At 38.6% G+C, this 21,160-nt stretch carries 21 protein-coding genes; 13 read left to right on the top strand and 8 right to left on the bottom strand.

From position 1 onward, the window contains the following. Positions 1 to 70: 70 nt before the first annotated feature. Positions 71 to 3,505 carry a methylmalonyl-CoA mutase family protein gene (locus SB49_RS07430; RefSeq protein ID WP_062055305.1) on the top strand — a complete coding sequence of 1,145 codons (3,435 nt, stop codon included), beginning with the start codon at positions 71 to 73 and terminating at the stop codon, positions 3,503 to 3,505. A gap of 63 nt (positions 3,506 to 3,568) precedes the next feature. On the opposite strand, the gene SB49_RS07425 is transcribed toward SB49_RS07430, so the two are convergent. Continuing rightward, on the bottom strand, positions 3,569 to 4,006 hold the full coding sequence (locus tag SB49_RS07425) for a hypothetical protein (RefSeq protein WP_062055303.1): 438 nt from the start codon (positions 4,004 to 4,006) through the stop codon (positions 3,569 to 3,571). A 120-nt stretch (positions 4,007 to 4,126) separates the two neighbouring features. Between SB49_RS07425 and SB49_RS07420 the strand changes: the two genes are divergently transcribed. Together SB49_RS07420 and SB49_RS07415 are read left to right on the top strand one after the other, a co-directional pair. Next, positions 4,127 to 4,582 carry an Lrp/AsnC family transcriptional regulator gene (locus SB49_RS07420; protein WP_082591153.1) on the top strand — a complete coding sequence of 152 codons (456 nt, stop codon included), beginning with the start codon at positions 4,127 to 4,129 and terminating at the stop codon, positions 4,580 to 4,582. 130 nt (positions 4,583 to 4,712) lie between these two features. Then, positions 4,713 to 6,125, top strand: a complete 1,413-nt coding sequence (locus SB49_RS07415) for a hypothetical protein (protein ID WP_062055301.1) — start codon at positions 4,713 to 4,715, stop codon at positions 6,123 to 6,125. Here the strand turns inward: SB49_RS07415 and SB49_RS07410 are convergent. Then, complete coding sequence (locus SB49_RS07410; protein WP_082591152.1) at positions 6,112 to 6,852, bottom strand: DJ-1/PfpI family protein; 741 nt, start codon at positions 6,850 to 6,852, stop codon at positions 6,112 to 6,114. The two genes, SB49_RS07415 and SB49_RS07410, sit on opposite strands and share 14 nt — an antisense overlap. 343 nt (positions 6,853 to 7,195) lie before the next feature. Here SB49_RS07410 and SB49_RS07405 point away from each other — a divergent pair, with 343 nt between their 5' ends. Then, on the top strand, positions 7,196 to 7,843 hold the full coding sequence (locus SB49_RS07405; RefSeq protein ID WP_062055299.1) for a DUF1684 domain-containing protein: 648 nt from the start codon (positions 7,196 to 7,198) through the stop codon (positions 7,841 to 7,843). Between the two features lie 63 nt (positions 7,844 to 7,906). Here the strand turns inward: SB49_RS07405 and SB49_RS07400 are convergent, their stop codons facing one another. The 5 genes from SB49_RS07400 to SB49_RS07380 all read right to left on the bottom strand — a co-directional run bounded on the left by SB49_RS07400 (position 7,907) and on the right by SB49_RS07380 (position 11,547). After that, the gene (locus SB49_RS07400; protein ID WP_062055298.1) at positions 7,907 to 8,953 is read right to left on the bottom strand and encodes a porin; all 1,047 of its coding nucleotides are present in this window, start codon (positions 8,951 to 8,953) and stop codon (positions 7,907 to 7,909) included. 124 nt (positions 8,954 to 9,077) lie between these two features. Further along, positions 9,078 to 10,322 (bottom strand): ammonium transporter, encoded by a 1,245-nt coding sequence (locus tag SB49_RS07395; RefSeq protein WP_062055296.1) that lies wholly within the window; start codon positions 10,320 to 10,322, stop codon positions 9,078 to 9,080. A gap of 30 nt (positions 10,323 to 10,352) precedes the next feature. Further along, positions 10,353 to 10,691, bottom strand: a complete 339-nt coding sequence (locus SB49_RS07390) for a P-II family nitrogen regulator (protein WP_062055294.1) — start codon at positions 10,689 to 10,691, stop codon at positions 10,353 to 10,355. Positions 10,692 to 10,978: 287 nt separating this feature from the next. After that, positions 10,979 to 11,350 (bottom strand): fluoride efflux transporter CrcB, encoded by a 372-nt coding sequence (gene crcB / locus SB49_RS07385; RefSeq protein ID WP_062055293.1) that lies wholly within the window; start codon positions 11,348 to 11,350, stop codon positions 10,979 to 10,981. A 17-nt stretch (positions 11,351 to 11,367) separates the two neighbouring features. Then, positions 11,368 to 11,547, bottom strand: a complete 180-nt coding sequence (locus SB49_RS07380) for a hypothetical protein (protein WP_062055291.1) — start codon at positions 11,545 to 11,547, stop codon at positions 11,368 to 11,370. A gap of 346 nt (positions 11,548 to 11,893) precedes the next feature. Here SB49_RS07380 and SB49_RS07370 point away from each other — a divergent pair, with 346 nt between their 5' ends. After that, positions 11,894 to 12,283, top strand: a complete 390-nt coding sequence (locus tag SB49_RS07370) for a nucleoside triphosphate pyrophosphohydrolase family protein (protein WP_062055287.1) — start codon at positions 11,894 to 11,896, stop codon at positions 12,281 to 12,283. A 44-nt stretch (positions 12,284 to 12,327) separates the two neighbouring features. On the opposite strand, the gene SB49_RS07365 is transcribed toward SB49_RS07370, so the two are convergent. After that, positions 12,328 to 13,392 (bottom strand): branched-chain amino acid aminotransferase, encoded by a 1,065-nt coding sequence (locus tag SB49_RS07365; RefSeq protein WP_062055285.1) that lies wholly within the window; start codon positions 13,390 to 13,392, stop codon positions 12,328 to 12,330. A 106-nt stretch (positions 13,393 to 13,498) separates the two neighbouring features. On the opposite strand from SB49_RS07365, the gene SB49_RS07360 reads away from it, so the two are divergent. The 8 genes from SB49_RS07360 (at position 13,499) to SB49_RS07325 (ending at position 20,924) form a co-directional block, all read left to right on the top strand. Then, positions 13,499 to 14,002 carry a DUF4920 domain-containing protein gene (locus SB49_RS07360; RefSeq protein WP_062055283.1) on the top strand — a complete coding sequence of 168 codons (504 nt, stop codon included), beginning with the start codon at positions 13,499 to 13,501 and terminating at the stop codon, positions 14,000 to 14,002. A gap of 1 nt (position 14,003) precedes the next feature. Continuing rightward, complete coding sequence (gene mnmD, locus SB49_RS07355) at positions 14,004 to 14,687, top strand: tRNA (5-methylaminomethyl-2-thiouridine)(34)-methyltransferase MnmD (RefSeq protein WP_062055281.1); 684 nt, start codon at positions 14,004 to 14,006, stop codon at positions 14,685 to 14,687. 114 nt (positions 14,688 to 14,801) lie between these two features. Then, on the top strand, positions 14,802 to 15,764 hold the full coding sequence (locus tag SB49_RS07350) for a TIGR01777 family oxidoreductase (protein ID WP_062055279.1): 963 nt from the start codon (positions 14,802 to 14,804) through the stop codon (positions 15,762 to 15,764). Positions 15,765 to 15,914: 150 nt separating this feature from the next. After that, the gene (locus SB49_RS07345; RefSeq protein WP_062055277.1) at positions 15,915 to 16,487 is read left to right on the top strand and encodes a nucleotide exchange factor GrpE; all 573 of its coding nucleotides are present in this window, start codon (positions 15,915 to 15,917) and stop codon (positions 16,485 to 16,487) included. A 9-nt stretch (positions 16,488 to 16,496) separates the two neighbouring features. After that, on the top strand, positions 16,497 to 17,624 hold the full coding sequence (gene dnaJ, locus SB49_RS07340) for a molecular chaperone DnaJ (protein WP_062055275.1): 1,128 nt from the start codon (positions 16,497 to 16,499) through the stop codon (positions 17,622 to 17,624). A gap of 193 nt (positions 17,625 to 17,817) precedes the next feature. Continuing rightward, the gene (locus SB49_RS07335; RefSeq protein WP_062055273.1) at positions 17,818 to 18,753 is read left to right on the top strand and encodes an ABC transporter ATP-binding protein; all 936 of its coding nucleotides are present in this window, start codon (positions 17,818 to 17,820) and stop codon (positions 18,751 to 18,753) included. Beyond that, on the top strand, positions 18,746 to 20,080 hold the full coding sequence (locus SB49_RS07330) for an ABC transporter permease (protein ID WP_062055271.1): 1,335 nt from the start codon (positions 18,746 to 18,748) through the stop codon (positions 20,078 to 20,080). Before SB49_RS07335 ends, SB49_RS07330 begins: the two co-directional genes overlap by 8 nt. A 1-nt stretch (position 20,081) precedes the next feature. Next, complete coding sequence (locus SB49_RS07325; protein WP_062055269.1) at positions 20,082 to 20,924, top strand: mechanosensitive ion channel family protein; 843 nt, start codon at positions 20,082 to 20,084, stop codon at positions 20,922 to 20,924. Positions 20,925 to 21,160: the final 236 nt, after the last annotated feature.

Raw genomic sequence — 21,160 nt, 5'->3', positions numbered from 1 at the left:
TTCCGATTTATACTTTATATACTTTGCACTTTTCGTAAATTGCGCCTCTAAAAATGTCTCTAAATTACATATGGAACAAATTAAACCCTACACTCCAAAAAATAAAGTAAGAATAGTTACAGCTGCCTCCCTGTTTGATGGGCATGATGCCGCTATCAATATAATGCGACGAATAATTCAATCTACAGGAGTGGAGGTTATCCATTTAGGACATGATCGCAGTGTCACCGAAGTTGTAGATTGCGCAATCCAGGAAGATGTGAATGCTATTGCCATGACTTCTTATCAAGGGGGTCACAATGAGTATTTTAAATATATGTATGATCTGCTGCAAGAGCGTGGAGCTACTCATATAAAAATCTTCGGTGGCGGAGGAGGAGTTATTCTTCCCGAAGAAATCAAGGAACTAATGGATTATGGGATTACGAGAATCTATGCTCCTGATGATGGGAGGACCATGGGGCTTCAGGGCATGATCAATGATTTGGTGGAAAAAAGTGACTTTCCTGTGCCATCTTTGGCAATCCCAGAAGGAAAAACATTGGTAGAGGCCCTTGAGGAAAAGGATGTTAATATTTTGGCTCGCCTGATAAGCTTGGCAGAAAATAGGAATGAGGAATTTAAGTCTCATTTTTCTGCGGTAGATCATAAAAAAAATGAAGTTCCGGTTTTGGGAATTACAGGTACAGGTGGTTCTGGAAAGTCGAGCTTAGTGGATGAATTGGTACGTAGGTTTTTGATAGATTTCCCTGAAAAGACCATAGGGATTATTTCTGTTGATCCTTCCAAAAGAAAAACCGGCGGAGCTTTACTGGGAGACCGTATAAGAATGAATGCCATAAATGACGATCGTGTCTACATGCGGTCCTTGGCAACTAGACAATCCAATTTGGCGTTGTCCAAATATGTAGAAGAGGCGGTCCAGGTGCTTAAAGCGGCTGGATTTGACCTAATTATCCTAGAAACTTCGGGAATTGGGCAATCAGATACCGAAATTATAGAACACAGTGATGTATCTCTTTATGTGATGACCCCAGAATTTGGGGCGGCCACGCAACTGGAGAAAATAGATATGCTCGATTTCGCCGATCTTGTCGCCATTAATAAATTTGATAAAAGAGGATCGCTGGATGCTTTAAGGGATGTTAAAAAACAGTACATGCGCAATAATAATCTTTGGGATATCCCACAAGATGATCTGCCTGTATTTGGTACCATTGCCTCCCAGTTCAATGATCCAGGCATGAATAAGCTATACGGAGCCATAGCTGCAAAATTGGTGGAAAAAGTAGGGGCAGATCTAAAATCTACCTTTATGGCAACCCATGAAATCACAGAAAAGATTTTTGTGATCCCTCCTGCAAGAACCAGGTACCTTTCTGAAATAGCGGAGAACAATCGTGCTTACGATGCTATGGTAAATGCCCAGGCTAAGGTAGCACAACAATTATACGGTATTTATAAAACATTGGAAGGTCTTTCTAACGGAGCACTTGGTCTTACAAAAATTGGTGTAGATGATGAAATGCTGGATACCAAGGACCCAGAAAATGGCCAGCTTACAGAGTTGTTGTTAAAGGAATTTGATAGGGTTAAGATGGATTTGGATCCCTATCATTGGGATAGTATCATCAATTGGGATGCTAAAGTACAAACGTATAAAGATCCCATATATAGCTTTAAGGTAAGGGATAAGGAGATTAAAATTGAAACCCACTCAAAATCTTTATCGCAGGTAGACATCCCTAAAATAGTGCTTCCCAAGTATCAGGCATGGGGAGATCTATTGAGGTGGACTTTACAGGAAAATGTACCAGGGGAATTTCCGTATACAGCCGGACTCTACCCTTTCAAAAGAACGGGGGAAGACCCGACCAGGATGTTTGCTGGCGAAGGAGGACCCGAACGGACCAATAGGCGTTTTCACTATGTGAGTTTCGGTACACCTGCCAAAAGGCTGTCCACAGCATTCGATTCTGTAACACTTTATGGGAACGATCCGGATTATAGACCAGATATCTATGGAAAAATAGGAAATGCTGGGGTATCCATATGTTGTTTGGACGACGCGAAAAAATTATACTCTGGTTTTGATCTGAGTGGAATAATGACATCGGTGAGTATGACCATCAATGGTCCGGCACCAATGTTATTAGGGTTTTTTATGAATGCCGCCATAGATCAAAATTGTGAAAAGTATATTAAGGAAAATGGTCTCGAGAAGGAAGTAGAGGCTAAAATCAAAGCCTTTTACGAGGATAAGGGCTTTGAAAGGCCAAAATATAACGGTGAACTTCCTAAAGGGAACGACGGGTTAGGACTGATGCTCTTAGGAGTAACGGGTGACCAAGTTCTACCCAAAGAAGTGTATGCCTCCATTAAAAAGGCTACAATGAACCAGGTCAGGGGAACTGTTCAGGCAGATATTTTAAAGGAAGACCAGGCGCAAAATACCTGTATATTCTCTACGGAATTTGCCCTGCGACTCATGGGGGATGTCCAAGAATACTTTATTGAGAACGAGATCCGTAATTTCTATTCCGTATCCATATCCGGATATCATATTGCAGAGGCCGGTGCCAACCCTATTACCCAATTGGCATTTACGCTTTCCAATGGGTTTACCTATGTAGAGTATTACTTGAGCAGAGGAATGGATATCGATAAATTTGGTCCCAACCTATCATTCTTCTTTTCCAATGGTATAGATCCAGAATACGCAGTAATCGGTAGAGTTGCCCGTAAAATATGGGCCAAGGCGTTAAAGCATAAATATGGTGCCGATCCAAGGGCCCAAATGTTGAAATACCACATTCAGACTTCAGGCAGGAGTTTGCACGCCCAAGAAATAGATTTTAACGATATACGTACCACATTACAGGCATTGTACGCTATTTATGATAATTGTAATTCCCTGCACACCAATGCGTATGACGAGGCAATTACAACCCCAACGGAGGAATCGGTCAGGAGGGCCATGGCGATTCAATTGATCATTAACAAGGAATTGGGCTTGGCAAAAAATGAGAATCCGTTACAGGGGTCATTTATAATAGAAGAACTGACAGATCTGGTGGAGGAAGCCGTATTATTGGAATTTGACAGAATTACAGAAAGAGGCGGAGTATTGGGGGCTATGGAAACTATGTACCAGCGCTCCAAGATACAGGAAGAAAGCCTTTATTATGAGACGTTGAAACACACTGGAGAGTTTCCAATTATTGGCGTAAATACCTTTTTGAGCTCTAAGGGTTCACCTACAATTTTACCTGCAGAAGTTATAAGGGCTACTGAAGAAGAGAAACAGGCGCAGATTGCGACGCTTCAAAATCTTCAAACTCGTAATGCCGATATAGTTGAAAAGGAGCTATTGGATCTTCAGGATAGGGCTGTGAATAATGAAAATATCTTTGAAAAATTGATGGAGGTCACCAAAGTGTGTTCTTTAGGTCAAATTACAAATGCTCTCTTTGAAGTCGGAGGGCAGTATAGAAGAAATATGTAGCAATAAAAAGCCCCGATGAAAATCGGGGCTTTTACCTTTATTAGATATTTTGATAATAGTAATCTAAAATCCAAAGGACTCGTTCAATCCCCAATTGGCGTCGCCATTATCCCCTTTGAGGGATTTTTTCCATTTTTTGTATAGCCTTCTAAAAAGTTTTATTTCCCTTCTCAGTAGGTTAATATACTCTTTTTCTTTTACGCCATCTTTTTCCAGTCCATTACAATAAGAGAGGATGTTTCGTATCATTATATTAATTAGGGCAACACTTTTTAAGCGTACATCATAAGATTCCGTGCATTCTGCCTGAGCAATTTTCTGTGGAATGAGTATGGAATCGGTTATCAAAGAATCCGCAATGATATCCCGTAAGCTATTGGATTGATATAATAATAAGAGATCTTTATTGTATGAAACATACGCAGCTATCTCCCTACTCATTGTGCAGAGTTCCAAAGCCTTTCGATATACAGGTACCGTACGTAAATTCTTGTAAGACATTTTTAAGTTTCACCAATAATTATATTATAAAATTACGTACTATTCAGAAATAATATCTTTGGATTTAAAAGCAATAATGTAAATTAGCTATTGAAAATAAATTATTTAAAGAAAAAAGATTTGAATATAAAGATCGATGATTTAAATTGGGGAATCCTAAAATGTCTTCAGGATAATGCGAGGGAATCCTTTGCCAATATTGGTCGTACAGTAGGGCTTACCCCGCCTGCAGTGGCGGAACGTGTCAAGAAAATGGAGGACATGGGTATATTAGAGGGTTATAAGGCAGTTGTATCACATACGCAGACGGGATATCAGCTCCGTGCCATAATCACCCTCCGTGCATTTATGGGAAAATTGAAACCATTTTTGGATACTGTAGGCACTTTTGAGGAGGTTCTTAACTGCTACAGGATAACAGGGAATGAAAATATAATAATGGAAGTAGTATTAAAGGATCAATTTCATTTGGAGAAGTTTATAGACAAATTGATACAGTATGGTGAGACCCGGACCCATATTATTCTTTCTGATATAGTGTCTGATGCCCCCATAAAAAAGAGAAGAAATAATTAATATTAGTAGGCTAAATCTATGTATTTGTCAAGAATTGTGCAAAATAACGTATTATATTCTATAGAAACCACGGAATTGATTAACTTTATGTAATGACTAATTTGGCTAGGTTTTTGATACCTTCTGTTTTATGAAAAAAATTATTTTCCTATTGTTTTTCGGCAGTACGGTACTTTTAACCGCACAAGAATTAACCTTTAAAAAAGGGATGGCCACAGATTCGGTAATGATCAATGATTCTATTCAGGAATCTTTCGCATTATACCTCCCTAAGAACTTTAAAATGTCAAAAAATTGGCCCGTAATCTTTCTTTTTGATGAGAAGGGCAGGGGTAGGCAATTGGTGCGTTTTTTTCAAGATGCTGCAGAGAAGGAAGGTTATATTCTAGCCGCATCTAATAATATACATGATTCACTGCCGATTTCCCAAAACATTTTAATATCAAACCGGATGTTCAATAAAACATTCGAACTATTTTCAATTCATCCTAAAAGAATCTATACAGGGGGTATTGCCAACGGCGGGAGACTTGCTAGTATTGTTCCTGTGTTTGTCCCAAATATTGATGGGGTCGTCTCTTTTGGAGGGCCATTGGGCAACATAGAGGTTTTAAGTACAAAAAACATGTTTCATTATATTGGGATAGTGAGCAAAGAGGATTACAACTATCCTAGGATGTTGGGGGACGAGTTGATGCTGAATAATTTAAAGTTTCCAAATCAACTGCTCTTGATGAACAATGGGAATAAATTGCAAGAACTACACCAGTTGCAGAAGGCTATGCAAATATTTACATTATCATCCATGGCGAAAGGGAGTATTCCGCTAAACGAAACATTTTTAAAGCAGAGTTATGAGGCCAACCTAGATGAGATAGATAGTTTGATAGCCTCCAAAAAATTATTGGAAGCGGAAAAAATGATTCAGGAAACGCAATCGGTTTATCGGGTTCACTTAAAAGTGGATGAGCTAAAAGAAAAATTGAAGTCTCTAAAAAAGGATAAACTTTATAGAACCCAAAAGCGAAACGAGAATAATGTATTTTTTAAGGAATCGTTGATCAAAGAAGATTATTCCTATTATTTAGAAGAAGACGTGCTTACCTATAATTTTAATAATTTGGGATGGTGGAATTTTCAAATGGAGGATATTAAGAAATATGAAAAGAGCCAAAATGAAGCAGAACGTCAAATGGGAAAGCGACTTTATGGTTATGTGAATGCCTTGGTTGACGATACTGAAGATATGTTGAAAAAGGAAAAGGTGGTAGATGAGGATGCTTTGCTTTTCGTCTTCATGTTAAAAACCATAACTGATCCAAAAGAATATGGATCGTATCTGGAAACCATCTCCCTAAGCTCTAAAATAGAGGATTTTGGAACCGCCCTATTTTATGTGGAGGAATTGCTTAAAAATGGATTCACAGATAAAGAAGCCTTATATGCTTTGGAGCATACTGCCTTGCTGAGAATAACCCCGGAATTTAATGAATTGGTTAAAAAGTACCTAGATGATCCTAGGTATGGGATTAATGAACAATAAGGTGTGGAATTAAATCGAGATCCCACTCAATAACAAGTCCTTTAGCTAAGGATTGTGCAATCTCCTTGCCGTATAATAGTTCACATAAATAGAGCGCAGCTTCAAAACTTTTGGCCCCACCTGCTGAGGTGATATATTTTCCGTCGTGAACAAATAGGACACTATCCTGTACCTTTAGGTTTGGAAATTTTTTTTGGTAAGTTTCAATATCACTCGGAAAAGTGGTGGAGGTGCTATTGTCCAAAATCCCTGCTTTGGCCAAAACAAAAGCACCATCGCAATGGGAAGTCATGAATTGGGCCTTTTTGTCGACCATTTTTATAAAATTGATCATGGTTGTATCCCTTAGATCGCTGTCCAGATGGTGTTCAGCACTTGGAACTACCAATATATCTATTTTTGGTAAGTCGTCTTCGGTATAATCGTAATCTGGCAGGATCCTCAGGCCTTCAAATGTGGTTATCGGTTTTAGGGTGTTGGCAACCGTAAATACATTCATCGCTTTGATCCCTTCCCTAAACTGCGTGTGTTGAAAAATATCATAGGGAGCAGTGAACTCTGTGTTAAAAGTGCCATCCATGATCAAAAAGGCCACATTATACCTGTTAGGTACAATATTGGGCACATGTCTTTTAGTCTCAGGAATATTTCTTGATCCTTTATTTTTACCGCACCCAGCTAATAGGATGCTCATAAAAACCGTGAAAATTAAAAAGGTCTTACCCATTTTTTTGTATTTGTTGGTGTGTTTTTTCAAAAGTAAAAGTAATTAAATGTCGCTGAAACAGCGCAAAATTGTATTGTAATGGGCCATAACTAAATCAATGTAGCTCAAGTGAAACTCCAAATGATCGTATGATCCGCATAAAATACAGTCAATTTGAAGGACTATCAAATCTGATTCTTTAAAATAGTTTTTCTCTGAAAACTTAAAAGGTTGAAAGTCCTGAAAATTTTGAAAGAATAATATTTTAGCGATTCAGAATCCATTGAATTCTATTGGACAACAAAACGCGATAAAAATATGGTATGTTGTATTTTTACCATTCGAACGATTTGAAACTATAGAAATGAGATATTTATATGTGATACTGCTTTTGCTTGTCCTAGGATGTAAAGAAAAGAAATATCATTCAGAAAACAAGGTTGATATCCCAGCGAACGGGTCTACTGCCCTTGGTGAAATTCTGGAATTTCAGAAAAAAATGAATCAAGAATTCAAAGACCCTGAGTCTTCCCCTTTGCCTGACCGATATCGCATGGATTTTAACGGCCTGTCTTTTTTTCAACCTGATACTACCTACAGGGTGGTAGCAAAATTTGTACGTACCCCTGAAGCAGTACCTTTTATGATGCCTACAACAACGGATAGGAAATCAAAGGAAGTCACTTATGGCGTGGCTTATTTTTCACTGAAGGGCGAACAGTATCAATTGGAGGTTTATCAGAACCAGGAGCTGATGTTGGAGGAGAAGTATAAGGACTATTTGTTCCTTCCTTTTTTAGATGAGACAAACGGAGAAGAAACCTATTCTGGGGGACGTTATATTGACTTAAGTATTCCTGACGGAGATAGCTTGATCATAGATTTTAATAGGGCCTATAATCCTTATTGCGCGTACAATAAAAAATATTCCTGCCCAATAGTGCCAACAGTTAATTCCATGTCTGTAAAGGTTATGGCCGGGGTAAAGGCATTTATGCCTGGTGATAATTAAAAAAAAATCCTAGCAGTTGCTGCCAGGATTTTTTAGAATATATAAACTAAACTACTTATTTCTTTAGAAAGAATAAACGGCTGCCAATACAAATGAGGAAAGACTCTTCGTCGGGCCAAGGTCGTTGTCAATAAACGCATCATCAGACGCACTGTCCAGTCTCAATTCTGGTTTGATCATTAAGTTGCCAATAGTAGCACTTCCAGTTAAGGTAACTGCAAATACACTGGAATCTTCAACTCCTGTTCCAATGGCGCCAAAGTCTCCAGTTTCAGTGAAATATTCACCTCTCAATCCAATGGTGAAAGTGTCGGAAGTAGCGTACTGTGGATATAAAGCTGCACCAGCAAAACCTACTCCGTCATTGTCAAAATATGCTGCGTTTATTCCCAAGAAAAACTCATCAGACACATCAAAACCTCCTGTAAAGTCGATTTCGTAGGCTCCGTCATCGGTGATAAAGTTCAAATATTGACCGCTATAGCCCAATTGTGCCCCAAAAGCATAGTTACCGGTTGGGTTAAATTCGGTTAGATCTGTTGGGTTCATTACTGCAACCATGGCAGACCATTCGTTCCCAAGATCAAAATCGGCCTTCAATCCTGTATGTGAAAAAGGACCATAGGAGAATAGGTAGGATGTACTGTAGTTAAAGTTAGCTACCGGTGAAATAACCTCATATCCCAAAAAGGTATTGAAATTTCCAAAGGTCAATTTTACATTGTCGCTAACATTCCAATAGACATATAATTGGTTCACTATATTTCCAGTGGATGAATACATTGGGGAAGCAAAAATGGCATCTGTACCGCGAGGTCCAAATACAAGATCGGCCACAAAACCAACATCTTCCCCTTCATAACTTGCAATGACATTGGCCATGCCCAAAGCAAATCCTGGTAGGTTTGCGAAAGAAGATCCCGGTGCAATGGCATCCTCATCGTTTGGGGCACTAAGGTTTGCGCGGTAGTAGGCATCTACAGATCCGCTCAATGAAAATTTAGGTGTTGTTTCTGTTTCTTCCTCTTGGGCAAAAAGTCCAGTTGTCAATAAAGCTATAGTTAAAAAAACTATTTTTTTTACGTTATTTGTATGGATAATCGTTTTCATATTTCAATGATTTAATTGTCCTTATTAAAAGGAGCGATGAATTATTGTTCGTGATGTTTAATTGTGAAAAGGTTATGTAACGGAGCGTTCTGCAAAACGCTCCGTTTTTATTTGATAATGGTAATTAGTGTTGATTCAATCTAAAATCGGGATAGGCGTCCATTCCGTGTTCGTGAAGATCCAATCCTTCAATTTCTTCTTCCTTCGAAACTCGTATACCTATAGTTTTCTTAAGTGTGTATAGGATAATGAAGGCACATAGCGAACAAAATACAGCTGCCGCACCTACTCCAGCTAATTGATAAATGAATTGGTCTCCTCCGGCTTTTGCTCCAAAGATACCAACGGCCAAGGTGCCCCAGATACCGCAGATCAAGTGAACTGCGATAGCTCCTACAGGATCATCCAATTTAATTTTATCAATAAGCGCTACTCCAAATACTATGATAACACCTGCTATTCCACCTATAATGATAGATTCGAGCGGCGACATTAAGTCTGCACCGGCAGTAATTCCTACCAAACCACCAAGAATACCATTTAAGAACATGGTAAGGTCATAATTTTTATAGAGAATAGTAGAAAAGATAAATGCGCCTACACCACCTGCTGCTGCTGCCAAACTTGTGGTAACCAATACCAGTGAAGTTCCGGCCGGATCTGCTGAAAGTACTGATCCACCGTTAAATCCGAACCATCCTAACCAAAGAATCAATACTCCCGCTGCTGCGAAAGGAATGTTGTGTCCAGGGATAGCATTTGGCTTTCCGTCTTCTCCAAATTTACCGATACGAGGACCTAAAAGGTATACAGCGATAAGGGCTGCCCATCCGCCCACGGAATGTACTAAAGTAGACCCTGCGAAATCGTGAAAACCTGCATCATCACCTCCAAGGGTAGATAGGAATCCACCTCCCCATTGCCATGACCCAACAATTGGATAGACCAGACCTACATATATGATGGTAAAAATCATAAACGGACCTATTTTGATACGTTCAGCTACTGCTCCAGAAACAATGGTCGCTGCTGTAGCGGCAAACATGGCCTGAAATAGAAAATCTGTCCAATAGGTGTATCCTCCGCTGGCATATTCAACGGTCATTCCCGCTTCTCCCGGATCCAATCCGAACCCTGCAAATCCTACATACCCATTAAAGTCTCCAGGGTACATTAGGTTAAAACCGCCTATATAGTATAATAGGAGTCCTACACAGATAATAAAGACATTCTTAAATAATATGTTGATCGTATTTTTTTGTCTGGTGAGTCCAATCTCCAAAAGAGAGAATCCAAGGTGCATGAAGAATACAAGTCCTGTACAAATCATCATCCAAACATTATTGGCTGTAAATAATCCTGCTTCCATTTTTGTAATGTTTAATAAGTTTTACTTGAGTTAGTTGATACCTGAATGTCCATTTTCTTTTGTCCTAATGCGATAAGCATCGATGACATCGGAAATAAATATTTTTCCATCGCCTACATTTCCGGTACTGGCTGTCTCTAAAATGGTGCTAACGGTTCTGTCCAAGAAATCATCTGAAACTACAATAACAAGGTATCTTCTTTGGATATCTGATGTACTGTAGGAAATTCCGCGATAAACATGGCCCTGTTTTTCATTACCAACTCCAGTTACATCCCAGTAGCTGAAGAAGTTCACCTCAATTTGATGAAGTGCTTTTTTTACTTCGTCAAATTTTGACTTTCTAATAATTGCCTCTACTTTTTTCATAATTGATTTATTAATTATGGGTCAAATGTATGTTAAAAAAATTAACACCCTCTAAGAATAGGGGATAGATGGGTTATTTTTATGTATATAATAAATTAACCCCCATAAAATTATGGGTATCTATTTTTTAAGTTGATAATTTTGAGGTTCAATCGCTTTTTGGCAGTACTAATCGAAAATAGTTGACATAAGTGCATCTTTTTCGATTAAAAAGTGCGAATTATGTAAGGAATAAGGCAAAATGTCATATTTCGCTTATCTCTATAAAGGCATACGAAGTCTTGTAGTTAGATCAATTTGGAGATCCAGAGGCCTATAGCCACGGCTATAACTCCAATAATGATGCTTGAAAGTGTGTAAAGGGAAAAGTTGAGAAGTTCGCCGGCCTTGAGAAATGAATAGTTCTCAAAAGCAAAAGTAGAAAAGGTGGTGAAGCCACCACAAAATCCGGTAGCCAATAATAAGGTTTGGTTTTGTGAAAGATAATTGTGTTTGGCAGAAAGGCCCAGTAAGATACCTATAAGGAGGCATCCGATGCTGTTGGCTAAAAAAGTGCCCAAATAGAAGTTGATATAATGATGGTTGTAGGTTTTGGAAATCAGAAAGCGCAGCACGCTCCCTAATCCTCCACCCAAAAAAACAAGCATCATTTGTTTCATACTCTAAAAGTATAAAACTAAATGGCTTTTTTGTAATTGGAAGAACTTAAATCAATTGGATAGACCTTAGAGGCCGAACCTTGTAAGTTTTTATCAGCTGTAACTGTATTCTTCTTGTTGGTGCGGTTTACGCTAAAGATCAAAAGAATGGCATTTATAGCAACCAAGGTGATTAGAATGTTAAAAAATGTTACCATTTGTCCGAATTGTTTAGCATTATAACGCAAAAATACGCCTTTTGTTATATTAAACGTTGCAAATGGGTTTTATGTTGTGAAGGTGCGTATTTTTGTGGTTAAGTTAGCTAAACTGTTAATTTTTAAGCAAATACTTAATAATAAAAAGAATTATTATGAAGGTGATGAAGGTTATGCCGATCCACTTGACCCCCTTGTAGTTTTTAAGGTGTAGTTGCTTGTCTTTTTTATATGAAAATATCATAACCCCAATAAAAACAATCACAAAAGAGGCGGCAAAAATTAATTGTCCGTTACTGAACATATTTTTTATTTTTACGCAAAGCTAACTTAAAATACAACAAAAATGAAACGTAAACTTCGTGCAGTAGAGCTATTCCACAGTTCATTTGGTCTGGGGGTGTCCAATACCACCATGGCAGATTTGGGAGCAAGCAAAAATTTACTTCGATATAATTTGATGGATGAGGAGAATAAGGAATATTTAGAGGCAGCCAACAATAATGATTTGGTAGAAGTGGCGGATGCTCTGGGAGATATGTTGTATATCTTGTGCGGTACTATATTGGAACATGGCATGCAGTATAAAATAGAGGAAGTATTCGAAGAGATACAGCGCAGCAATATGAGTAAATTGGATGAAAATGGAAAGCCTATTTATAGGGAAGACGGGAAGGTATTGAAAGGCCCCAATTATTTTAAACCGAACATCAAAGAGATTTTGGATAAGAAATAAAAAAAGCACCTTCTCAGGTGCTTTTTTTTATGTAACCAGCATTCTTATAATTTATACCTCCAACCAAATTTGTCTTCGGCTCTGTTGTACTGTATATCAGTGATGCGTTTCTTCAATAATGCAGCATAACTATTATCCAACTCAGGAAGCTCATAATCATTTTCTTGAAATCCAAAAGCTGAGATCGGTGAAATTACAGCAGCTGTTCCAGCGCCAAACATTTCCATCAACGTACCGTTTTTAGATTCCTCAACAACTTCTTTTACAGTGATTTTCCGAACCTCGACATTGATTCCCTCGTCTTTGGCGAGTTCAATCAAGCTCTTTCTGGTTATACCATCCAATATTCTATCGCTGGTAGGGCTTGTGATAAGGGTGTCATTGATCCTGATAAAGATGTTCATAGCACCTGCCTCCTCAATATATTCGTGGCTATTGTCATCCGTCCAGATTACTTGGTTGTATCCTTTTGCAACAGCTAACTGTGTTGGGTAGAATTGTCCAGCATAGTTACCTCCAGCTTTAGCAAAACCTACCCCGCCGTTAGCAGATCTGGAGTATTTCTCTTCTATCAATACCTTTACCTTTCCAGAAAAATATGGTCCTGAAGGTGCACAAGCAATAATAAATTTATATTCATTGGCAGGAGAAGCATGAAACCCTTTCCCTGTAGCGAACACAAATGGCCTTATGTACAGAGAGCTGCCTTCCGTCTGTGGAATCCACTGCTGGTCTACCTTTAACAATGCCTTTAAACCCTCCATGAAATACGCTTCAGGGATTTCCGGGATGGCCAATCTTTTAGATGAAATATTGAGGCGTTTCTGGTTTTCCAAAGGGCGGAACAGCCAAACGTTGTTGTCTGTATCCTTGTACGCCTTCATTCCCTCAAATACAGATTGTCCGTAGTGAAATATTTTAGAGGAAGGATCCAATGTAATGGGCTGGTAAGGAACTACTTTTGGGGTTTCCCAAGCCCCATTCTTATAGTCGCATACCATCATATGATCTGTAACTATACTTCCAAATGATAGATTATTGAAATCTACTTGGTCAATTTTTGATGTTTTCGCTTTTTCAACGATAACATTCTTTACACTCGTATCCATTCAATTTAAATTTATGGCAATAAAATTAATGAATTATCACTAGTTGCCCTTCTTTTTTCGTTTAAAAAAGACCAGATTTGTATTCTGGAACAAAAAATTATCAGATATGAAAAGTTTTAACATATTGCTTGTTTTTATGCTAGTGATTGTCTCTTGTAAGGATAAGAAATCTACCCCGTTAGCATCTGAAAAATCAGTAGAAACCGTAAATTACAGCACCTATGGCAATGAAATTCAGTCCATTGGGGCTATTTCCGAATCGGAAATGTGGAATCGCTACAAACATTTAGAGGTATCGGATACCCTTACCTCAAAATTTACGGCTACCGTTACCGAAGTTTGTCAGGCCAAAGGATGTTGGATGAAGTTGAAATTGGAAGATGGCCAAGAAGCTATGGTACGGTTTAAGGATTATGGGTTTTTTATGCCCAAGGATATTGTAGGCAAAGAAGTAATAGTCAATGGGAAGGCCTTTGTAGAACAACAATCCGTTGAGGATCAAAAGCATTTTGCGAAAGATGCGGGCAGATCGGAAGATGAGTTGGCATTGATCTCTGAAACAAAAAAAACATATAGTTTCGAGGCAGATGGTGTTCTGATTAAACAGTAGGATGAAAAGAAAAATTATTACCACTTCAGATGGTTCAAAGACCATACAGATAGAGGACTGGGATGAACAATACCATTCCAAGCACGGTGCTGTCCAAGAAGCATACCATGTATTCATTAAGCATGGACTATCACTTTTTGAAAATAGGAAGATTTCAATACTTGAAATAGGGTTTGGTACAGGTCTCAATGCTTTAATCACTTGGAAAGAATCCAGCCGTTACAATTTGGAAGTAAGGTATACCGGGGTAGAAGCTTTTCCTGTGACCAAGGAAGAGATAAGACAGCTAGATTATATAAATGAACTCAACGCCCAAGAGTTGGCCAATGGTTTCGAAAAAATGCACGATGCTGCCTGGGAGGAAACCATAAAGTTGACCAATAATTTTACCATCCACAAGCAACAAAAAGATTTTATGGATATTGCTGATAAGGAGGATTATAACCTTATTTACTTTGATGCTTTTGGCGCAAGGGTACAGCCCGAGCTTTGGACAGAGACACTCTTTCAAAAGATGTTCAATGCGCTGAGTGAAAATGGAGTGCTGGTGACCTATGCCGCGAAAGGAAGTGTGCGCAGGGCAATGCAGTCTGTTGGTTTTAAAGTGGAACGTTTGCCAGGTCCCCCAGGGAAGAGGGAGATGCTACGAGCCGTGAAAATTGATTTTGGGGATGTTAAAAGTTAAATAATAACATAAAATTATAATTTCCTTAAGTTATTGTTGGCCAATAGTGTTAAACCTTAATTAAAGGGTTTGACCTCCCTGCTAAAAACCTATATCTTTGACTTAAAAATTAACATGAAAATATTAATAACAGGTGCGACTGGTTTAGTAGGATCAGCGATTGTTGAGTTGTGCCACAAGAAAAATATTGACGTTAATTACCTTTCCACGAGTAAAAGTAAAATTGTTTCCAATCCCAATTACAAAGGATTCTATTGGAACCCTGCCAAAGGGGAAATTGACCTTGAATGTTTTGAAGGAGTTACCTCTATTATTAATCTGGCCGGAGTCTCAATTTCCAAAAGATGGACGGAAAGCAATAAACAGGCAATTCTGAACAGCAGAATAAATAGTCTAAAAACCTTGAGAACTGGTGTGGACAGTGTTGATTCGAGCAAAATTGAGTCTTTTGTATCTGCTTCTGCCATAGGGATCTATCCAGATTCTCTGTCCAGTTACTATTCTGAGGAAGAAGAGGCTGTGGACGATAGTTTTTTGGGTAGCGTTGTCCAGGCTTGGGAAAAGGAGGCCGATACGTTTAATAAGTTCAATTTTAGTGTAGCCAAAATTAGAATAGGTTTGGTGCTTTCAGCCAAAGGCGGTGCTCTACCGGAAATGGCCAAGCCCATCAATAATTATGTTGGTGCTGCATTTGGGACAGGCGACCAATGGCAGTCATGGATACATATCAATGATTTATCCAGAATGTTCCTTTTTGTGGCCAATAACAAATTGCAGGGTGTTTTTAATGGGGTTGCCCCAAATCCTGTTTGCAATAATAAATTAATCAAGGAAATTGCCAAGCAATTGAAAAAGCCTTTGATCTTGCCTAACATTCCAGAATTTCCAATGAAGTTGATTCTGGGGGAAATGTCTTACATCCTATTTGCCAGCCAACGTGTGAGCAGTAAGAAAATGGAGGAAGAAGGTTTTAATTTTCATTATCCCAATATATGTAAGGCATTAAAAGGTATTTATTCTGAGGCAACCAAGGTTAAGCAAGAGAGTCCTGTTTCCCAAACCGAATTTATGAGTTGAACGGACAAAGAAATTAGATCAATGTAAAAACATAAACAACATCCGCCTAAAGTGGATGTTTTTTTATAAAATTTAATGACATTTTGACATTTTTAAAGAATTGGCAGTACTTTTGCCATCTGAAATTACCACGATTTTAAAGACATACAAATGAGCAAGAAAAATAAAGCAGAAGAAATGGATGAAATGGTTTCCGATGCACCAAATAATGATGGAATGCAGGATAATGATGGGAAGGCAGGTGAAGAAAATTTGGAAGCCCAAGAAGAATTGACGGCAGAAGAACAATTGCAGGAGGATTTGGCCAAAGAAAAAGATAAGTTTTTACGTCTGTTTGCGGAATTTGAAAATTACAAAAGACGTACTTCCAAAGAACGAATGGAACTGTTCAAAACTGCAGGTCAGGAAGTTATCGTTTCTTTATTGCCCGTTATTGATGATTTTGATCGTGCGATGAAGGAATTGGCAAAATCTGATGATAAGGAGATGTACAAAGGAGTTGAGCTTATCAATAATAAATTCAATGAAGTCTTAAAGGGGAAGGGACTGCAAGTAATCGAAACCAAGCAAGGTGACAATTTCGATGCCGAACTGCACGATGCCATAACACAGATACCAGCACCTGACAAAAAATTGAAAGGTAAAATAATTGATGTTATTGAAAAAGGTTTTACCCTAGGGGATAAAATTATTCGTCATCCAAAAGTTGTTGTTGGGAACTAAATAAAAAGTATGAAGGAAGATTATTATGACATTTTAGGAATTGGTAAAAACGCGAGTGCTGCCGAAATAAAAAAAGGGTATCGCAAGAAAGCTATTGAATATCACCCTGATAAAAATCCTGGTGATACCAAGGCCGAAGAAATGTTCAAAAAAGCAGCTGAGGCCTATGAGGTCCTCAGTGATCCAAATAAAAAAGCTAGATACGACCAATACGGACACGCTGCATTTGAAAACGGTGGTTTCGGCGGCGGTGGCGGTATGAATATGGATGACATATTCAGTCAGTTCGGAGATATCTTTGGGAGTGCATTTGGCGGCGGCGGTGGCTTTGGTGGCTTCAGCGGTTTTGGTGGCGGTGGTCAACAACGCAGGGTCAAAGGGAGCAATCTGAGGATTAGGGTTAAGCTAACCTTGGAAGAAGTGGCCAATGGCGTTGAGAAAACGGTCAAAGTAAGAAGAAAGGTCCAAGCAGAGGGCGTTACCTATACTACATGCTCCACATGTGGGGGTAGGGGTCAGGTAACAAAAATCACCAATACCATTTTAGGTAGGATGCAAACTGCAGCTACGTGTAGCGTTTGTGGTGGTAGTGGACAGAGTATAGATAAAAAACCCAAGGAAGCTGATGCACACGGGTTGATCCAAAAAGAAGAAACCGTGTCCATTAAGATACCTGGAGGTGTCGAGGAAGGCATGCAGTTAAAAGTTTCAGGCAAGGGTAACGATGCACCAGGAAATGGAGTGCCAGGGGATTTATTGGTGGCCATTGAAACGGAAGAGCACGATACCTTGAAAAGAGAAGGGGATAACCTTCACTACGACCTTTATGTAAGCTTTTCTGAGGCTGTTCTGGGAACATCAAAAGAAATAGATTCGGTTACTGGAAAGGTGAGGATCAAATTGGAACCCGGTATTCAATCTGGCAAAATCTTAAGGCTAAGAGGTAAAGGAATCACTAGTCTTAACGGATATGGCGCCGGAGATTTATTGGTCCATGTCAATGTTTGGACGCCCAAAGAAGCAAATAAGGAACAAAGGGAGTTTTTTGAACGCATGCAAAACCATGAGAATTTTGTTCCCAATCCAGAAAAATCCGATAAGTCATTTTTTGAAAAAGTGAAGGATATGTTCTCTTAGGGAATTTTAGTTTTGATTTTAAATAAAAAACGTATATTTGACTTAATATTGGGAAACCAATGTTAATTTTCTTTTTCATAGCAATTTTTTTCCCATCCTTGTCTCTGATAAGGGTGGGTTTTGTTTTTAATAAAACATCTTAAAGTCAAATCTCCTTTTAAAGCATTTAATTATCTTTGGAAAAATTGCGTACATGAACTCTATATTAGTAGCTGACAGTGTCTCCAAACAATTTGGAGATCACCCGGCACTTACAAATGTTTCCCTAGAAATTCCAAAGAATAGTATTTACGGCCTCCTTGGACCAAATGGTGCTGGAAAAACAACTTTGATAAGAATCATTAACCAAATTACCTATCCTGATAGAGGGAAGGTATATTTTGACGGGAAACCGCTGCAACCCCACCATATTTCCCTGATCGGTTATTTGCCGGAAGAAAGAGGGCTCTATAAAAGCATGAAGGTTGGGGAACAGGCATTGTATTTGGCGCAATTGAAAGGACTTTCAAAAACGGAGGCAAAGGAACGATTGAAATATTGGTTCGAAAGATTGGAAATAGGAGATTGGTGGGGAAAAAAGGTCCAGGAACTCTCTAAGGGCATGGCACAAAAGATTCAGTTCATCGTAACGGTACTTCACCAACCCAAATTATTGATCTTTGATGAACCCTTTAGTGGTTTTGATCCTATAAATGCCAATCTTATAAAGGATGAGATCCTTCAATTGAAGGAAAACGGGACTTCCATAATTTTCTCTACACATCGTATGGAATCTGTAGAAGAGCTCTGTGAATATATCGCACTCATCCACAAGTCGGAAAAAATTCTGGATGGGAAATTATCCGAAATTAAAAAGGCCTACAAGAACAATGTTTTTAAGGTTGGGCTGGAAGTGCTGGACGGGGATAGTCTACTGAACGAACTACAGCAGAAATTTGCCATATCTGCACCTATTTTCCTAAGGGAAGAAAATCAATTGGATTTCACTATCCAATTGCCAAATAACCATACGGGCGATCTTTTGGCGCATCTGTCTTCCAAAGCCAATATCAATCATTTTGTAGAGACCATTCCTTCGGCAAACGAAATTTTTATTCAAACCATCCAAAGTAAAAATACCCATGAATAAGCTGTTACTCATTATTAAGCGGGAGTACTTGGCAAAGGTTAGGAATAAATCCTTTGTGATCATGACCTTTTTAAGTCCCATTCTTATGGTGGGTATGGTGGTGCTGATTGCATATTTGACCAAGGTGAACGATAGTGAGGAGCGTGTTATAACGATCCTCAACGAGAGTGATTATTTTTCAAATGATTTTCTATCCACGGATCATCTCTCTTACGTAAATTTTAAAGATGTAAACCTACAGGCCGCCAAGGATTCTACGGCCAGTTTAGGATTTTACGGACTCTTGCATATTCCCAAGAACAATGATCTGGAAATGGCAGCACAAGAGGCGGTATTTTATAGCAAGGATGCCCCAAGTACATCTGTACTTGAGATATTGGAAGATACTTTTCAAGATCGTTTGAGACTTGGAAGAATACAGGATTTAGGGGTTTCTGTAGCAGATTTTGAAGCTATGGACAAGCGGTATGAAATTAATGCCACCTCTTTTAACGGGGAACAAAATTTAAAGGGCATAAATGAGATTAAGGCCATTATAGGAGGTGGATTTGGGTATCTTATCATGATGTTTATCATCATCTACGGCGGTTTTGTCATGCGAAGTGTCATAGAGGAAAAAACCAGTAGGATTATCGAAGTCATTATTTCTTCGGTAAAACCTTTTCAATTGATGCTTGGAAAAATCATTGGCACTTCCCTTGCCGGTATCACGCAATTTGCCATTTGGATCGTATCAGCTGTTCTTCTGCTCTCTGTAGTAATACTAATTTTTGGTATCGAACCTGCCGCCCTAAGCAATGGCAGTGGTATGGGCCCTGGGGGGGTTGGTAGTATCTCTCCAAGTAGTGCCAATGAAACGCTGCAATTGTATGCCAATGAATTATTTCAGATCCCCTGGGCTATGCTCATAACCTTTTTTCTGGTCTATTTTATTCTTGGTTATTTAATCTATAGTTCCATTTATGCGGCAATTGGTGCTGCTGTAGACAATGAGACCGATACCCAGCAATTTATCTTTCCGATAATATTGCCACTTATGTTGGGAATTTATGTGGGCTTCTTTTCTGTATTCAATAATCCGCATGGCCCCATTGCTGTTGCGTTTTCATTATTTCCGCTTACCTCCCCTATTGTTATGCTCATGAGGTTACCTGGAGGGTTGGGAGAGGGGGGCGTTCCTATTTGGCAATTGATCACATCCATAGCCCTTTTGATCGTTACCTTTATAGGCATTGTTTGGTTGGCTGCAAAGATCTACCGTGTTGGGATATTAATGTATGGGAAAAAGCCTAGTTATAGGGAACTTTTTAAATGGTTAAAATATTAAAATGATTAAGTTCAAAGAGGTTTGGTCGGAATTCAAGGATTTTTTATCACTTAAGGTTTTACCGAGTGATACCATAGACATTAATGTGGGGACTATTTTAACGGTAATCATCGTTATCGTAATTGTAACCTTGCTATTGAAAGTGGTTTATAAGGTAGTAACCTCCAAATTGCCGGAAGAGGATAAAAATAAATTCGTTAGTATCTTTGGATTTTTTAAGTACATCCTGTACATATTCGTTGTTTTAACGGTATTGCATGCCTCCGGTGTTAACCTGACAGTAATGTTGACCGCCTCGGCTGCCCTATTTATAGGTCTAGGTTTTGCCCTCCAATATTTGTTTCAGGATATCATATCAGGTGTTTTAATAATCCTTGACCAATCCTTGCACGTAGGAGATATTATTGAGGTTGAAGATAAGATTGGAAAGGTTTTTGAAATTAGGCTGAGAACAACTAGGGCCATAACCCGGGACGATAAGGTTATTGTTATTCCCAACCATATTTTTTTAACTGACAGTATTTATAATTATACCCAAAATCACAGAACCACAAGGGAAAGCGTAAAAGTAGGAGTTGCCTATGGAAGCGATGTGAGATTGGTCTCAAAACTACTAGAGGAAGTAGCAGCTTCACAAAAAGGGGTATTAAAGAGCCCAAAATCATTTGTCCTATTTGAAGATTTTGGAGATTCAGCCCTGTTGTTTTCCATCAATTTCTTTATCAACGACAGTTTTAGTGACCCCAGATTAAAAAGTGAAATAAGATTTAAGATCAACGATAAATTCAGGGAACATAATATCAGCATACCTTTCCCACAAAGGGATGTTCATATATTTCAGTAGGTACCGCATTGGTTGGTATTTGTGATACGGTAGGCTGAATCTGAATTAAATTCAGATTGGCATGATACATGGTTTATACTGTAGTCGTCTGGTGATACATTGTTGTCAAGGGCTATCGGCAATAAGTATAATCTTTAAACTGTGTATGTCAAGTCAGTATTGGTATACTAAAAGCTGTATCATGAATCTTAAAAATTGAAAAATACCAAAAGAGTACAATAACCGTTAGTAGTTAA

Source organism: Sediminicola sp. YIK13 (genome assembly GCF_001430825.1).
Taxonomy (GTDB): Bacteria; Bacteroidota; Bacteroidia; order Flavobacteriales; family Flavobacteriaceae; genus Sediminicola.
Note: the sequence above shows the minus strand (reverse complement) of the source record. Positions and strands in the feature narration are given on the sequence as shown.

Excerpts from the sequence above, each read along its gene's own strand:
- SB49_RS07415 (WP_062055301.1), top strand. The coding sequence starts at position 4,713 with ATGAAAAAAATTATTTTCCTATTGTTTTTCGGCAGTACGGTACTTTTA.
- SB49_RS07400 (WP_062055298.1), bottom strand. The coding sequence starts at position 8,953 with ATGAAAACGATTATCCATACAAATAACGTAAAAAAAATAGTTTTTTTA.
- SB49_RS07370 (WP_062055287.1), top strand. The coding sequence starts at position 11,894 with ATGAAACGTAAACTTCGTGCAGTAGAGCTATTCCACAGTTCATTTGGT.
- SB49_RS07325 (WP_062055269.1), top strand. The coding sequence starts at position 20,082 with ATGATTAAGTTCAAAGAGGTTTGGTCGGAATTCAAGGATTTTTTATCA.
- dnaJ (WP_062055275.1), top strand. The coding sequence starts at position 16,497 with ATGAAGGAAGATTATTATGACATTTTAGGAATTGGTAAAAACGCGAGT.
- SB49_RS07330 (WP_062055271.1), top strand. The coding sequence starts at position 18,746 with ATGAATAAGCTGTTACTCATTATTAAGCGGGAGTACTTGGCAAAGGTT.
- SB49_RS07345 (WP_062055277.1), top strand. The coding sequence starts at position 15,915 with ATGAGCAAGAAAAATAAAGCAGAAGAAATGGATGAAATGGTTTCCGAT.
- SB49_RS07365 (WP_062055285.1), bottom strand. The coding sequence starts at position 13,392 with ATGGATACGAGTGTAAAGAATGTTATCGTTGAAAAAGCGAAAACATCA.
- SB49_RS07380 (WP_062055291.1), bottom strand. The coding sequence starts at position 11,547 with ATGGTAACATTTTTTAACATTCTAATCACCTTGGTTGCTATAAATGCC.
- SB49_RS07410 (WP_082591152.1), bottom strand. The coding sequence starts at position 6,852 with ATGGGTAAGACCTTTTTAATTTTCACGGTTTTTATGAGCATCCTATTA.
- SB49_RS07360 (WP_062055283.1), top strand. The coding sequence starts at position 13,499 with ATGAAAAGTTTTAACATATTGCTTGTTTTTATGCTAGTGATTGTCTCT.
- SB49_RS07350 (WP_062055279.1), top strand. The coding sequence starts at position 14,802 with ATGAAAATATTAATAACAGGTGCGACTGGTTTAGTAGGATCAGCGATT.
- SB49_RS07425 (WP_062055303.1), bottom strand. The coding sequence starts at position 4,006 with ATGTCTTACAAGAATTTACGTACGGTACCTGTATATCGAAAGGCTTTG.
- mnmD (WP_062055281.1), top strand. The coding sequence starts at position 14,004 with ATGAAAAGAAAAATTATTACCACTTCAGATGGTTCAAAGACCATACAG.
- SB49_RS07405 (WP_062055299.1), top strand. The coding sequence starts at position 7,196 with ATGAGATATTTATATGTGATACTGCTTTTGCTTGTCCTAGGATGTAAA.
- SB49_RS07430 (WP_062055305.1), top strand. The coding sequence starts at position 71 with ATGGAACAAATTAAACCCTACACTCCAAAAAATAAAGTAAGAATAGTT.
- SB49_RS07335 (WP_062055273.1), top strand. The coding sequence starts at position 17,818 with ATGAACTCTATATTAGTAGCTGACAGTGTCTCCAAACAATTTGGAGAT.
- SB49_RS07395 (WP_062055296.1), bottom strand. The coding sequence starts at position 10,322 with ATGGAAGCAGGATTATTTACAGCCAATAATGTTTGGATGATGATTTGT.
- SB49_RS07390 (WP_062055294.1), bottom strand. The coding sequence starts at position 10,691 with ATGAAAAAAGTAGAGGCAATTATTAGAAAGTCAAAATTTGACGAAGTA.
- crcB (WP_062055293.1), bottom strand. The coding sequence starts at position 11,350 with ATGAAACAAATGATGCTTGTTTTTTTGGGTGGAGGATTAGGGAGCGTG.